The following is a 15,043-nucleotide window of genomic DNA, read 5'->3' as shown; positions in this document are numbered from 1 at the left end:
TAACCCGCCGTGGATCAACGGTCTGTCAAAACCGACTGGCAATGTAGGCCAGCAACGAGATAATAATCGGTGATTTTAATTACGTCAATTTAATATTTAAAATATTTTTGATTTAATAATAAATCTAAATATATTTTTAAAATAATAGAGTTAATGTTTATATTTAATTAGAAAAAATAAAGAATAAAATAAGTTGTGCATGCAATGTTATTAACAATAGAAATTCATCATCTTATAAATAAAAATATTATAGAGATGGTTGCCTTATTCTAAACTTTTAAGAACTTCTTTCGCATCTACATCGCCTGAATCGGCAGCTTGCTGAAACCATTTCTTTGCCAGTTGTAGGTTTTTCGACGTGCCTTCACCATTTAAATACATCTGGGCCAAGTTGTATTGGGCATCACTTTCGCCATGCTCAGCCGCTTTGGTGTACCACTTAAGTGCCTGCTCATCACTTTGGGTGACGCCGTGACCTTTTTTATATAGCTGAGCTAAATTATATTCTGCGGGTGGGTAGCCTTGCTCGGCAGCACGACTAAACCACTCAAACGCCTGCACATAATTTTGCGCAGTTCCTTCACCTTTGTCGTATAACACCCCTAAGTTATATTGCGCTTTAGCATGACCCTTGGCCGCAGCCTTACTAAAATAATCAAAAGCGCGCTTGGCATCTTTTTCGACACCCGCGCCTGTGTAATACATCATGCCTAAACTATATTTTGCGCCCACACTTCCATTTTGGTCAGCTGCAGTTAGCCATTTAAAAGCTTGCTCATAATTTTTAACAACGCCTTGTTCGCCACTTAAAAGCATCATACCCAAATGATATTGAGCCACGGGTTGCCCTTGTTCCGCACGATATTGAATATCGGCAACACTCGGTTCAGCAAATGCTGGAGAATGAAGTGAGAAAATCACCATAAGTATATAAAAAGCAGACTTTTTTATTTTCATATCTCATCCTGAATTTTATTAATTTGAGTAGTTACTTTCTTTAATATCTATTTGAATATAAAAGAAAAATATTAAATATATCTGCGTGGTTTATATCACTTTAAAATGATCTGATTTTACGGTTTAAATACCTATTGAATAAGAAATTAACGTAAAACAGCATATTTAGACTAGTTACATTTTGAAAATGAGTATAGATAGACAGATTAGTCTTTTTTTAATTAAAATGCGGCCTAAATATAAGTTTGATTGATAATAAAAATGCAGATGAGTGTGTCGAGTATATTGGAGCGTTTAGGCCTTGTTTCACAAAATCGTGCTGTTCATATCCAATTCTCAAATCAGTCTTTAAATCAGCAAGTCTTCTTGCAACGTGTTGATGGCGAACATACGCTCAATCAGGGCAGCGTTGCTGAGTTACTGTGTCTGTCGACGAACGCACACATCGCATTAAAACAATTTATTGGCTGTCAGGTTGCCGTCGATCAGGTCACTGACATGGGCCAGTTCTTTAGAACGACAGGCATTATTACCGAAGCGAGCCAAGGGCAAAGCGACGGCTCACTCACTATTTATAACCTCACCTTAAAAGACCCAACTGCACTCTGGCATAAACGTCGTAATAGCCGCGTGTTTATGAATAAAAGCGTGCGGGACATTAGCGAAATTCTGTTTAAAGAATGGCAAGGCAAAAGTCCGTTATTTGCCTCAAGCTTAACGCTCGACACGGCAGGTTTAAGCAAAGACTACGATGTGCGTCCATTTGTGATGCAGTCAAACGAAAGCGATTATGACTTTTTAACCCGTTTGTGGCGTAGCGAAGGCATTAACTGGCTGGTTGATGAATCGCAGCTTTTGGTCGCTGACCCGAATGCGTCCATTCAGCCGCAAGTGTTACGTTTAATTGATGATAACCAAAATTATCAGGCGCTTGAACGACGTAGTTTGCGCTACCAACGCAGCAGTGCTACAGAACAGTTCGATAGCATTACCCAAGTCAAGGCAGAGCGCCGTTTACAACCGTCTTCTGTTCATGTGCAACGCTGGCAAGCCGATGCCCTCCAACAAGAAGAAGGCAGTGGCAGCGTACAAGGCACACAAAAGCACAGCGAACACTATGACAATGCCAGTCTAAACCTTGAAGATGCATGGCACGTCAGCCCAGCGTGGATGCAAGACTTAAATGGTGAAGACCAAGCCACAGCTTCCGGTAATAGTCAGATTGAACAGTTCAATCAGAACATCAATGCTTACCATCACCTAAGTTCGAAACAATTTACCGTTTCAGGTAATGTCTGCGATGCGCAGGTGGGTTACTGGTTTGAACTGAACGATCATCCTGAACTTGATCGCCACGACAGTGCTGATAAAGAGTTCTTAATTTTAAGCAAGCACTACTATAACCAGAATAATTTACCGAAAGAATTACAACAGCAACTTGAGCGACTATTACCAAAAGACAAGCTCAAGGCAGCCCAACTCGACACGCAAAACCCTGAGCAGCGTCACTTTGCTGAGCTGAATGTCATTCGACGTAACATTAAAGCTGTGCCTGAATATAGCCCGCTAGAACACCGACCAGCAGCTTATCCGCAGCGCGCTAGAGTGGTGGGACTGGAAGGCGAAAGCATTCATGTAGACCAGTGGGGACGTATAAAAGTCCGTTTCCTGTTTACCCGAGCTGATGACCATAGCCATGATGGCGGTGCGGGCAGTAACGACAATGATACCGACTCGGCTTGGGTTGATGTGCTGACCCCGTGGGCGGGCGTAGGTTATGGCGCACGCTTCTTGCCACGTGTTGGTGAGATCGTAGTGATCGACTTCTTTGACGGCAACATTGATCGTCCATTTGTGGTGGGCCGCATTCACGAAGCTGAACGTCACCCAACCCAGTTTGATCAGAAAGGACAGCTACCCGACACCAAAAAGCTCAGCGGCATTCGCTCCGAAGAAGTCGACGGCAAAGGTTTTAACCAGCTGCGCTTTGATGACACGACAGGGCAAATCAGTGCTCAGCTACAAAGCAGTCATGCAGCTAGTCAGCTAAACTTGGGTAACTTAAGCCATCCAAAAGACAAGGCGGAAAGTGATGGCCGAGGTGAAGGTTTCGAACTCAGAACAGACCAGAGGGGCGCGGTAAGAGCGGGTAGTGGCTTACTCATTAGTACCCATAAACAGGACCAAGCCCAAGGCGTACACCTTGATGCAACCGACGCCAAAAAACAAATAGAAGGTGGCCTCAACAATGCCAAGGCACTCAGTGAAATTACTAAAAATCAGCAAACTGACCCTTTAGAAAATTTAGAAAACCTAAAGTCTTTTATTGAAAAACTTGAGCAGCAAGACAACGCAAAAGCCAAAACATTTAAAGAGGCGATTATGTTGTTGGCAAGCCCAAACAGCATCGCGCTGAGCAGTAACGAAGATATTCACTTAAGCGCAGATGGGCAGCTAAACCAAACTGCTGGGGACAGCATAAATCTGTCTACACAAAAGAATTTAATCGCGCATGCCCAAAATAAAATTAGCCTTTTTGCGGCTCAAGAAGGGGCTAGACTCTATGCAGGCAAAGGTAAAGTTGAGATACAAGCACAAGGCGATGGCGCAGATTTAATTGCTCGTAAAGCTGTTCAGATTATTTCAGCAGAAGACAAAATTGAGGCGACCGCAGCCAAAGAAATTGTGCTCACCGCAGGCGGCTCTCAAGTCAAAATTACTGGTTCAGGCATTTTTATGACCACAAGCGGCAAATTTGAGGTGAAGGCTGGACAGCATTTGTTTATGGGGGGCGGAAGTGCGAATGCGAATGTTCCTGCATTGCCTGATTTGCGTATTAAAAACGAGCATCGTAATTTCCAAGCTATAGATTCGTCTAAGAATGAACCATTAGAAGGAATTCCTTATTCAATTTTGAATAAAAGAACAGGAATAAAGTCTTATGGTTTTACTAATGAGAAAGGAATGACAAAAACCATAAAGTCTGCTGAAAATGATGAATTAGTTGTTAATTGGTTCGAACAGGAAGATTTTGTAAATGGGGAATAATTCAACAACAAGTACAACAACAAATACAGCTAATCCACCGACCCAGAAAGTTCCTTTGAAACCAGAGGCTGAGTTACATCTATTAGTAGGGAGTGCTTATGGAGAAGGGGATAAAGAGTCGCCTTATGGCCATACGGCTGTTTATATTAAGTTGAAAGGTAAGGATTATATTTATGATTTTGGTAGATATGGAAAGACGAAACCTGAAAGCTTTGGTATTTTTACTTTAGAGGGGGCTAGTAGTCCCCGCGGAGAAGGAATATTAAGGATTTGGAGTAGCTTTGACGCTTATATTGCTGATGAAAATAGCCAAGGATCAGGAACTTCAAGAACTAGAACAACTCATGCTTATGGCTATAGAATTTTTGATAGTCAGGCTATGCTTGTATTAAATTATTATAATGATTTATTGAAAACAGCTACATTAAGGCGAACTGAAAAATACTATAAAAGCTATGTTTTATCTCAAGACTATTTTGCTTTGGCCCCTAATTGTACTACTCAAAGCTTGGAAGCAACGAAAAAAGCAATCCCAAGTATGGCGAAATCAGGCCATATGTTTGTAAATGCTGATAAAGTATTACCAACTACAGCAAAATTAGCATTTAAAGCAAGTAAATATGAAATGCCAAAATACCTATTTTTACCCGATAATTTAAATGATTATTTAATGAAGTCTCCTGATGTAAAAGTAGATATTAAAAATACATATCATCTGAAGAAGTAGGGATATATGAAAAAAAATCTGGTAATAATCATATTAGGAATTTTGTTTTTAATTCAATTAGTTTTAAATTTTTATCTGTGGAGCTTTAGAGAAATGCCTAAGATACATATTTTAGAGAAGCCTCTAAAAATTTCTTCAAATGGTGATAATTATTCGGAATATACAATCCTTCCAGCAGGAACAGTTCTATATGATGATAGTGACTCTTTAAACAGAAGAGTTATGATTTATTTCAACTTGCAAGGTGTTGATTTTAAGTTTGAAGAGCAAGATCCTGAAATATCTAAACAACCAAGTGAAGTACGTTCCATTAGAAGTACAGAGCTAAGTGATATTTTAAAAACTATTCCTTTAACTAAGAAAGATATTTATTTAATTATTAAATATGATGACAGCATAAATGATTCTGTACGCTCTATTTTATTTAAAAAATACAAAATTGATCCTTCAGAATATGAGAAATAATTAAATAATTCTGCACCCAAAAAGTATAAATTTAAAAAGTAGAAGAAGCGTAATTGATTACGCTTCTTCTGTCATAAGAAATAATTTTATGCAGCTTGAATTGCTTCACCGCAAAGAGAAACAGTTTCTTGTTTACGTTGGTGTAAGTACCAGAACTGCTCTGCAATGGTTTCGGGATGTACGGTGTAGGTCTTATCTTGTGCGCCAGATGTCCCATCAACAAAACCATTCACAATCACTTGGCTCACGTAAACATTTGAGTCAGCTAAACTATGAGCAAGTAAGTTGGTGGTTTTATATTGGGCGGCAGCAGTAATTGCTAATGATGAATATTCTTTGGCAACTAAATCTATTCCGACCGCATCGAACGCGAAAATTCCATTTGTCGATAAAATGCTGCCGTGATTTTTTTCTAAATCACGTAGGCAAGCTTGTACCGTAGCAATATAGCTCGAAACGCGAATATGAAAGCTTTTGGTGAGCTCCAGTGGAGGGGTTTCCAATATGTTGCCTTCAATATCATGGAAAGCATTCCAATGAATATTTTTAATCTCTCCTAATTGATCTTTAATGCATTTAATAAGATTTGGTATGTTTTCAAGAACTGCTAAATCATATGTAAAAGCGTAAGCTTCAATACCATGTGTTTTAAGTTCTAAAATGGCCTTTTCGAGTTTTTCGGCATTTCGTGCCACTAACCCGATTTTATAGCCTTCTTTGCCAAATTTATGTGCTACGGCTTTGGAAATACCTGTTCCATAACCAAAGATTATAATATTGTTGTTCATTATAAAGTTCCAAAAACCAATTATTTGGTTAGAAATAGTTTATAATATGTTTTTATAATGTATTCAAGCGAAAAAGTTATCTATAAAAAATAATACTGAAAGAGCAAAACAAAAAATCTTAAAAGCAGTAATGAGTAAGTTTGGTTTGAATGATCCAGATGGGACAACGATTGATAAAATAACTTTTAATTTGACTTCTCTATCTTCCTATCATAAATTAATTGGAACGATCGTTCCTGTTAAGGCTGCTTATGAGAACAAAGGAATTTGAAACTGATGAAATTGCTGATGCAGCCATGCATGTTTTTTGGCGTCATGGATATGCAGCGACTTCAGTTCAAGACTTAGTTGAAGGTACAGGATTATCTAGAAGTAGCCTTTACAGTACTTTTGAAAGTAAGCAAGGGCTTTATCAAAAGGCATTACAACGCTATGAACTTTTAACTACACTTAATAATGTGAAGTTGTTGTCTGGTTCAGGCTCGCCAAAAGCACTGATTCGGCAATTACTGATTAATGTAGTTGAAGATGAGCTAAATGATGCAGAACACAAAGGCTGTCTGGTCGCAAATGCATGTTTAGAGTTGGCTGGCCATGATGAAGATGTCACTCAATTTGTTGTAAGTAACCTACAGAAACTACAGCATGCTTTAGAGAGTTTATTAATTAAAGCTCAACAATCTGGTGAAATTGCTTCTACTCAAAATCCGCGTGCGTTAGCAAGTTTCTTTCTAAATACTATGCAAGGTTTGCGTGTTTTAGCGAAAGGCAGCCCACTTGAACAAAGAAAGCAATGCTTAATGGATGTGGTCGAGATTGCTTTAAACGTTTTATAAAACTCATTTAAACCTTAACTATTGTTGAGCTGAATAGTTAAGGTTTTATTTAATCCAAATTGGAATGATCGTTCCATAATAATGATTTTTAGTTCACATGGAGAACAAATGTCTTCTTATCCTAACGTTGTAAAACAAGCGTATAGCTATGCAGAGCATGGTAAGTCCGCTGAAAAAGAATTTGAGAGTAAAGCTTTATGAATATTAAGAGTGATGAAACATCTCATCAGTTAACCGATGAGTTTTCTGCTCAATTACCAATTTGGAAACTGTTGGCTTTTACTGTTGCAGGTTTTCTGACCATCATGACAGAAACCATGCCAGCAGGGCTTTTGCCCCAAATCAGTCAAGGGCTAAATATTTCAGAGGCATACGCAGGGCAGCTTATTGCAGTGTATGCCTTAGGTTCGGTTTTAGCGGCAATACCTCTCATTAGTTTTACCCGTAGTTGGAATCGGAGACCCTTGTTACTCAGTGCGATTGCAGGGTTACTTTTATTTAATGCGATTACTGCCTTATCAAATGATTATATTTTGACTTTGATTGCTCGTTTCATTGCAGGTATGGCGGCGGGCGTTATATGGGGGCTTTTAGCGGGTTATGTAAGACGGATGGTCCCAGCATCTTATCAAGGTCGAGCTTTAGCAATTGCTGGGATTGGGCAGCCAATTGCTTTGTCTATTGGTGTTCCTTTGGGTGCTTGGTTAGGAACGCTGTTTGAGTGGCGTGGCGTATTTTGGATAATGTCTTTACTGGCATTGATTTTATTTGTCTGGATTCGTTTTTGTATTCCTGATTTTGCAGGACAGTCAGCACAAAAAAGGTTGCCCATTTTAAAAGTTCTTTTAATGCCCGGCATTAGAGCTGTTTTAGCAGTCGTATTCCTTTGGATACTAGCCCATAGCATTCTTTATACTTATATTTCGCCTTTCTTGGCTTCGACAGGGCAGGCATACAAAGTTGAGACCATACTTTTTATATTTGGTATTTCTTCAATTGTAGGCATTCTCATTACAGGGATGTTTATCGATCGATCATTAAGAAAAATAACGCTTTTAAGCTTATTTGTATTTGCTATCGCAACAATACTGTTAGGTGCTTACAGCTCTTCGAGTTTTGTAGTTATAACTGGGGTTGTGCTGTGGGGAGTAACTTTTGGTGGTGCTCCAACATTATTACAAACAGCCTTAGCAAATACTGCGGGTCATGAAGCAGATGTCGCACAGTCCATGCTGGTCACTATGTTTAACCTTGCTATCGCATTCGGTGGAATGGTTGGCGGGGGATTACTTGAAAGTCTTGGCGCAGCGTCTTTTCCATGGATGATGCTGGTGTTTGCTCTCATCGCGTTATGCACTGTTTACAGTGCTCGTAAGCATGGTTTTATATCTTCATAAAAGATTTTTGCCCTTCATGACTGAAGAAGTGAAGGGTGATTTAATTTTTATATTTTGATGCAATGCTATAAAAAATAGTTAATGACTTGGTAAAATAAACCGTAAAATACAAATAAAGTGGAATTTAAATTTAACTAATTATGGTGAAATGGGAATAAATTCTTTTTAATTTACTTAATGGCGTAAAAATTTCCAAAAATAATGAAAATTAGCTGTTCTTAGAAAAACAATCCCGCAGGGTGCTGGCTAAACTATATCTCAAGGGTGTGATAGGGATCGAAAAGAGTAGCATGCACCAAAACGTATAACGTTAGTGTGTACTCACCCAAAAGGTCTCGATTCGGCTTAGGACGCTATAGATCAAAAGTTTATAGGCATAAGGTTCTAACTTACAAAGTTATAATTGTTGAAGTAAACCATAGATGTTTTCCCTTGACACCCTAAAAAATTCTCTATAATAAAAACGATACTTTACAAGAATATAATTTATGAATAAGCCTTATCTTTCTGCCTTGCCGCATGACAGCCAAATCTCATCTCAATTGAACAATGCTTACTTCCACGATTCGTGGAGTATTGTGCTTGGCCAACCCGACCTGAATGTATTTGGGCAGCTTATTAAACTGTTCCATCACACGCCTCAATGGATAGAATGGAGTATGAATTTACGTAATAAAATTACTTCAAAGATTGGGCTTAAAGATTTAGGAAGTTTTAAGCAAATTGATTCGAATAAAAAAGAAAATGAATATGTAGCTGGTGATCAAATTGGAATTTTTACCTTGTTACAGCGTACCGAGAATGAGTTAGTGGTTGGCGATGACGATAAACATTTAAATGTGACTTTATCTATTTATAAAAATGAAGAGACTCAAGTTCTTACCGTGACCACAGTAGTCCATATTAAAAATTTACTTGGGCGGCTGTACATGTTGCCTGTGATTCCTGCCCACCGAAAAATAGTACCAGCCACTTTACAGATATTGGGTTAGAGCACTATTTTTATTTACGATGTTATCCATTGAAATCGTTTATATAATATACGTATTATCAATTGCGAGCTGAATAAATGGACAATAAAAACCAGTGTCGCCAATGCGCCGTTTGTGGAAAGAGCTTTCCCTTAAAAGATCTGGTCTCTGGTGAAGTTATTCGAGATGTGATTGGTGAAGAAATCTTGAAAGATTATCCGGATTGGTCTTTTTCAACCTTTATTTGTCGTGCTGATTTGGCGGACTACCGTATTAAGTATGTGCAATCACTATTACGTTCAGAAAAGGGCGAGTTAACAACTTTAGAAAATGAAGTGATTGGCAGTATGCAACGGCACGAGCTGATTAGTCGAAATACAGAGACAGAGTTCGATCAGAATTGGACTTTGGGTGAAAAACTAGCAGATAAAATAGCTTCTTTTGGCGGAAGTTGGGTCTTTTTAACTTGTTTTGGACTATTTTTAGTGGCTTGGATCATTTTAAATACTGTAGTGATGGTTGTACATCCAGTTGATCCTTATCCATTTATTTTACTTAATCTGGTATTATCCTGTTTAGCTGCAATTCAGGCACCTGTCATTATGATGAGTCAAAACCGCCAAGAGGTAAAAGATCGGTTACGCGCTCAACATGACTATCAAATTAATTTAAAAGCTGAGCTTGAGATTCGCCATTTACATGAAAAAATGGATCATCTTTTATCACATCAATGGGAAAGACTTGCACATATTCAAGAAATCCAGCTCGATCTTTTATCTGAAATGAATAAAAAACGGTAAAAACTGAATCTGAGTTTCACGTGGAACATGATGAGCTGTATAGAATATTTTGCGGTAAATCGGAAATTTCTTTATGATCTGCCGCCATGCTCCCTTGCTGTTTCTACGACCATGCCTTTAAACGACCACTTTGTTTATGCTCCGCCACAAGATCCGCTTTCAATCCTATTTGAAGATGACGATTTGGTCGTGGTTGATAAGCCAGCGGGCTTATTGTCGGTTATGGGGAGGTTGCCTGAACATCATGATAGTGCCTATTTACGCATACTTGAAAAGTTCCCTTTGGCTAAGGTTACGCATCGTTTAGATATGGCGACTTCGGGTTTGCTTATGTTTGCAAAGCATCGCGATGCAGAGGTTGCGGTAAGTAAAATGTTTCAGGCCAGAACAGTCAAAAAACATTATATTGCCTTGGTACAAGGGCGAGTAAATCAAGAGGGGAGCGTCGAGGTTCCACTCATTACCGATTGGGAAAATCGCCCGAGACAAATCGTGCATTTTGAGTTGGGCAAACATGCCAAAACCTTATTTCAATCTCTCATATATGATGAAAAAACCGATCAAAGCCGCGTTTTACTAGAGCCGGTGACAGGGCGTTCGCATCAGCTACGTGTACACATGATGCATATTGGACATCCGATTATGGGTGATAAGTTATATCACCCTGAACCTAAGCAATTTCACTTAAACCGTATGGCGTTACATGCCGCATATTTGGCTTTTCACCATCCATTAAATGGAACGGATGTGGTGATTGAATCGCAGGTGCCTTTTTAAAATTTATATAATTAAAAAATTAATTTGATGCAATTGGGAACGGAATATATACCCAAACTGCAATAAAAGTCGGGTATTCTTAATGCCGAATAATATTAATACGGCAACAACAACAAGGGATCATATTATGACTCGTGATTACGAACAATTTCCAGACGATGATAACGGCAATGTACTTTGGCAAATGGCTGAAGATGGGGATGATTTAACCGATCTACATGAAATTGAATTTTCTATCGCCTTTCAAGATCAGAAAAATGCAGAGCAATGTGCGCTCTATTTACTTTATCAAGAACAAAAAGTTTCACTCTTTCAAGATGATTCTGTTGAACCAAATGAATGGGTGATTACGGTCTTTGTCAACATGGAACCAGAGTACTCAGATATTGTTGACTTAGAGCAATGGTTTACCAGCATCGCTGAAAAGTTTCAGGGCGAATATGATGGGTGGGGCTGCATGGCCTATGTCTTCGATGAGGATGAAGATGAAGAAGATGACCTGTTACAGTAAGGTCTAAAATAACGGGTAGGAGATAATCATGAACTTATCTCAAAAACAAATTGCTGTACGGTTTTTAGAGCTTGCCGCTGCTGGTGAAGTCGATGAAGCCTATAGCAATTACACCGTGCCTAACTTCAAGCATCACAACCCTTATTATGCGGGTGATGCAACTTCTTTGAAGGAAGGAATGCGTGAAAGTGCAATTGAAACTCCAAATAAATTCTTTGAAGTTCAACATGTCATTGAAGATGATGATTTAGTTGCTGTGCATTCTAAAATTGAAATGCAAATGAACGGGTTAACAACCTTGGCAGTAGTTCACATTTGTCGTTTCGAAAATGGAAAAATTGCTGAGTTTTGGGACATTGGGCAAATACAGCCAGATCCACTCATCAATGAAAACGGTATGTTTTAATAAAAAGCCCGAAAATGATTCGGGCTTTTTTATTTTATGGATGAATTAAAATTTCCACTGTGCCGAAATTGAGGCATTGAGTGGATCACCTGGTTGAACCCACAAATCGCTATAGCTTGAGACATAGTAAGTTTTATCAAACAAGTTACTTACATTCAGTTGATAACGTAAGCGGTCGGATGGGGCATAGTAGCCATTTAAATTGACCAGCGTATAACTCGGTAAGTTAAATCCATTATCAATGTTATGACCACTGCGCTCACCGACATAGGTGAGGTTGGCACCTACACCTGCCTTTTTCGTGCCTTCTTGCAGAAATTCATAATTGGTGCTCACAGCACCTTGGTGTTTTGGCACATTGCTCAGACGTGCACCTTTTGCTAGGTCTTGGTCTTTTTCAATTTGAGCATCGGTATAACTATAGTTGGCATTGACGAGCCAGTGGTCATTGATTTGGCTATTGAAGTCAAATTCAATCCCTTTACTGCTAACTTCACCAGCGGCTGTTTGGAATGCATTGTCGATTGGATCTGTGGTTAGTACATTCTGTTTTTTCATTTTAAACAGAGCAAGGCTGAGTACACTTTGGTCATTTATTTTATATTTTGTACCAACCTCATAGCTTTCGCCTTTTTCAGGAGCAAAGGTTTGTCCATTTCGATTCATACCACTATTCATGGCAAATGAACGACCATAGTTCGTATAAAAAGCCCATTGGTCAGAGGCTTTAAAATTTACTCCGAAGCGTGGGCTATTTTGATGAAGTGTCTGGTTGCTTTCGGTCTGAGTCAGGTGATTTTTAAAGTCTTGTTCGACCTGATCAAAACGGTTGCCGAATAACACACTCCATTGATCATTAAAAAAGATTTGATCTTGTACATTAAGAGCAAAGTAACGTTGCTGTTCTTTGGTGTTGGTGAACGGCGCTAAATCTGGTAAATATTTCCCATATTCAGGTTGGTAAATATCAATTGTGTTTGGCATGCCTGAGCTGTGGTTACGACGCAGCTGATATTGTTGATAGTCGAGTTGACCAAGCTCGGTTGAAACTAAAATTTCGTGACGGGCCCAAGATGTATCAATTTTGCCGAGTAACTCTGTTTGAGCTAGCACATCTTCACTTTGATAATCACGATAGCGGCGTTGACGCTCTAAAGTACGACCATCGGCTTGTATGCGTCGTGGTTCGGTCGAAAAGCCGATCATTTGAGCATCTTTATAACTGACCGCACTATTAATTTTCCAGTCAGGATTAAACTCGTGACTAAGACGCAACTGGTAAAAGTAATCTTTTACCTTCATGTCACCATCGTCAGGCTCGCCTGTAAAGGTTTTCGGGTCCATTACAAACTGGTGATTAACGGTGCTTACCCCACGGTCAAAGGTTCCTTTGTGCTGAGTAAATTCACTATCAAAGTCGAGTTGAGTCTGGTCTGAAATTTTCCATGTGAGCTGCGGCGAAAAGAACCAGCGTTCACTGCTGACATGATCACGGAAGCTTTGATTATCTTCGTGAGCCACTGCTAAACGATAGGCCAGTTCATCGTTAATCGGGGCGGTATGTTCCAGACTCATTCGATATTGTTCTTGGCTATTGGCGCGTAAGTTAATTTCACTTTCGCTTTCCCACTGTGGTTTTTTACTATTTAGATTGAGCAAACCACCTGTTTCACCACGGCCATATAGCGCAGCCATTGGCCCTTTTAAAAATTCTAAAGAGTCAATATTTACAATGTCTTTAGGAGCATTAACACCTCGGTTTACACTCAAACCATTACGAATCATGGTTGCCCCTAAGTTTGGATCACCACTAAAACCACGGAAAGAGTAATTATCCCAAAAACCACCACCATAATTATTCTGATGAAAAACCCCACTGACTAAGGTTAATGCATCATCAATGCGCTGAACGTCTTGTTGTTCCATCACCTGTTTAGAAACAAAAGCACGATTAAAAGGGACGTCCAAAACATCATGAGAAAATTTAGTCGCTGAACTATTTTGACTTACATCTTCTTGGGTAGTTTCAGCCTGAACGCGTATGGTTGCCAGTACCGTTGACGTTTCTTCTCCCCAACTGAGTGTCGATATAAACGATAGACCTAAGGAAGACAACAAACCTAATTTGTGTTGCATAAATGAGCAGCCATGAAAGACAAAAGGGATTAAATGTAATAGTATAACGTTACATTATTTTATTGATTATCGCTATGTCTTTAGAAAAAAATATTGAGCGTTTACAGTCGATTGATGCCTTACGTGGTTTGGTCATCTTGATTATGTTGCTCGACCATGTAAGAGAAACTTTCTATTTGCATAAGCAGGTCATAGATCCAATGGATGTAACAGCGACTGAACCTGCATTATTTGGTAGTCGGTTATTGGCACATATTTGTGCTCCGGTTTTTGTTCTTTTAACAGGTATTTCGGCTTTTTTATTTCATTCAAAAAAGCAGGATTTACAGCAAACCTGTGCATTTTTATTGAAGCGTGGTCTATTTTTAATTGTGTTAGAGCTGACATTGGTGAACTTTGCTTGGACAGCAACTTTTCCACCAGATGTTATTTATTTGCAGGTGATATGGGCGATTGGGATTAGCATGGTGGTTTTGGCTTGCTGCGTGAGTTTACCGTTGCCTGTTCTTACTGGCGCGGCTTTAGTGATTATTTTTGGGCATAACTTATTAGATTCTGTGCATTTTACAAATGTTTTTTTACAGAATATATGGTTCGTTTTACACGAGCGTGGCTGGATTGAGTTTGCAGGTATAAAGCTCAGAACAAGCTATCCTGTTTTGCCTTGGATTGGTGTTATTTTGCTGGGTTATGTTTTAGGCCAATTCTTTAGTTCAAAATATACTTCAAAACAAAGAAGCCGCTATTTATTGAGTATCGGTCTGGCTAGTATTGGATTATTCGTTTTACTGCGTTTTATCAATATCTATGGTGACCAGCCGTGGCAGCATTTTGAGTCATTACAACTGACGTTAATGAGCTTTTTTAACCTTACCAAGTATCCACCGTCTTTATTATTTATTTTGCTGAATGTTGGAATCGGTTTAATTGTGCTGATTGCTTTTGAACGTATGCAGCAATATTCATTTTTAAAACCATTGGTGGTGTTTGGCTCAGTGCCTATGTTCTTTTATTTACTGCATTTATATGTGTTGAAACTGATGTATGTGTTTGCAGTGAATATGTGGGGCGTCAACCATGGAAATTATTTGTCGGTCGACCATGTATGGATGCTATGGTTAATCACGATTGTGTTGTCTTTTGCACTTTATCCGGCAGTTAAGTGGTTCTCGAAATTCAAACATCAAAATAAACATATTTCGATTTTAAAATATTTCTAATTTT

General features: G+C 38.9%; 14 protein-coding genes. 11 read left to right on the top strand and 3 right to left on the bottom strand.

Going from position 1 to position 15,043, the window contains the following annotated elements:
• Positions 1-264: 264 nt before the first annotated feature.
• Complete coding sequence (locus F936_RS16850; protein ID WP_005049160.1) at positions 265-957, bottom strand: tetratricopeptide repeat protein; 693 nt, start codon at positions 955-957, stop codon at positions 265-267.
• A 261-nt stretch (positions 958-1,218) separates the two neighbouring features.
• Here F936_RS16850 and F936_RS16845 point away from each other — a divergent pair, with 261 nt between their 5' ends.
• The 3 genes from F936_RS16845 to F936_RS16835 are packed head-to-tail and all read left to right on the top strand — an operon-like array spanning position 1,219 to position 5,197.
• Positions 1,219-4,005 (top strand): type VI secretion system Vgr family protein, encoded by a 2,787-nt coding sequence (locus F936_RS16845; protein ID WP_005049158.1) that lies wholly within the window; start codon positions 1,219-1,221, stop codon positions 4,003-4,005.
• The gene (locus tag F936_RS16840; RefSeq protein WP_005049156.1) at positions 3,995-4,732 is read left to right on the top strand and encodes a hypothetical protein; all 738 of its coding nucleotides are present in this window, start codon (positions 3,995-3,997) and stop codon (positions 4,730-4,732) included. The genes F936_RS16845 and F936_RS16840 overlap by 11 nt, the downstream gene beginning before the upstream one ends.
• Before the next feature lie 6 nt (positions 4,733-4,738).
• Positions 4,739-5,197, top strand: a complete 459-nt coding sequence (locus F936_RS16835) for a hypothetical protein (RefSeq protein WP_026055552.1) — start codon at positions 4,739-4,741, stop codon at positions 5,195-5,197.
• Between the two features lie 86 nt (positions 5,198-5,283).
• Here the strand turns inward: F936_RS16835 and F936_RS16830 are convergent, their stop codons facing one another.
• Positions 5,284-5,985 (bottom strand): SDR family NAD(P)-dependent oxidoreductase, encoded by a 702-nt coding sequence (locus F936_RS16830; protein WP_005049151.1) that lies wholly within the window; start codon positions 5,983-5,985, stop codon positions 5,284-5,286.
• Between the two features lie 251 nt (positions 5,986-6,236).
• Here F936_RS16830 and F936_RS16825 point away from each other — a divergent pair, with 251 nt between their 5' ends.
• The 7 genes from F936_RS16825 to F936_RS16795 all read left to right on the top strand — a co-directional run bounded on the left by F936_RS16825 (position 6,237) and on the right by F936_RS16795 (position 11,683).
• Positions 6,237-6,821, top strand: a complete 585-nt coding sequence (locus F936_RS16825; RefSeq protein ID WP_005049148.1) for a TetR/AcrR family transcriptional regulator — start codon at positions 6,237-6,239, stop codon at positions 6,819-6,821.
• A 197-nt stretch (positions 6,822-7,018) separates the two neighbouring features.
• On the top strand, positions 7,019-8,218 hold the full coding sequence (locus F936_RS16820) for an MFS transporter (RefSeq protein ID WP_005049142.1): 1,200 nt from the start codon (positions 7,019-7,021) through the stop codon (positions 8,216-8,218).
• A gap of 488 nt (positions 8,219-8,706) precedes the next feature.
• A complete protein-coding gene (locus F936_RS16815) occupies positions 8,707-9,210 on the top strand; it encodes a DUF2867 domain-containing protein (RefSeq protein ID WP_005049139.1) in 504 nt (167 codons plus the stop codon).
• 77 nt (positions 9,211-9,287) lie between these two features.
• On the top strand, positions 9,288-9,989 hold the full coding sequence (locus tag F936_RS16810; RefSeq protein ID WP_003655668.1) for a DUF1003 domain-containing protein: 702 nt from the start codon (positions 9,288-9,290) through the stop codon (positions 9,987-9,989).
• A gap of 111 nt (positions 9,990-10,100) precedes the next feature.
• A complete protein-coding gene (locus tag F936_RS16805; RefSeq protein WP_016801754.1) occupies positions 10,101-10,766 on the top strand; it encodes an RluA family pseudouridine synthase in 666 nt (221 codons plus the stop codon).
• A gap of 127 nt (positions 10,767-10,893) precedes the next feature.
• Positions 10,894-11,277 carry a ribonuclease E inhibitor RraB gene (locus tag F936_RS16800; protein WP_003655664.1) on the top strand — a complete coding sequence of 128 codons (384 nt, stop codon included), beginning with the start codon at positions 10,894-10,896 and terminating at the stop codon, positions 11,275-11,277.
• Positions 11,278-11,305: 28 nt separating this feature from the next.
• Positions 11,306-11,683: a nuclear transport factor 2 family protein gene (locus F936_RS16795; RefSeq protein ID WP_005049133.1), complete on the top strand. Its 378-nt coding sequence runs from the start codon at positions 11,306-11,308 to the stop codon at positions 11,681-11,683.
• A gap of 45 nt (positions 11,684-11,728) precedes the next feature.
• On the opposite strand, the gene F936_RS16790 is transcribed toward F936_RS16795, so the two are convergent.
• Positions 11,729-13,819, bottom strand: a complete 2,091-nt coding sequence (locus tag F936_RS16790; protein ID WP_005049131.1) for a TonB-dependent siderophore receptor — start codon at positions 13,817-13,819, stop codon at positions 11,729-11,731.
• 74 nt (positions 13,820-13,893) lie between these two features.
• Here F936_RS16790 and F936_RS16785 point away from each other — a divergent pair, with 74 nt between their 5' ends.
• Positions 13,894-15,039 carry an acetyltransferase domain-containing protein gene (locus tag F936_RS16785; protein ID WP_005049128.1) on the top strand — a complete coding sequence of 382 codons (1,146 nt, stop codon included), beginning with the start codon at positions 13,894-13,896 and terminating at the stop codon, positions 15,037-15,039.
• Positions 15,040-15,043 lie beyond the last annotated feature (4 nt).

It is taken from the genome of Acinetobacter calcoaceticus DSM 30006 = CIP 81.8 (assembly GCF_000368965.1).
Lineage (GTDB): Bacteria > Pseudomonadota > Gammaproteobacteria > Pseudomonadales > Moraxellaceae > Acinetobacter > Acinetobacter calcoaceticus.
Note: the sequence above shows the minus strand (reverse complement) of the source record. Positions and strands in the feature narration are given on the sequence as shown.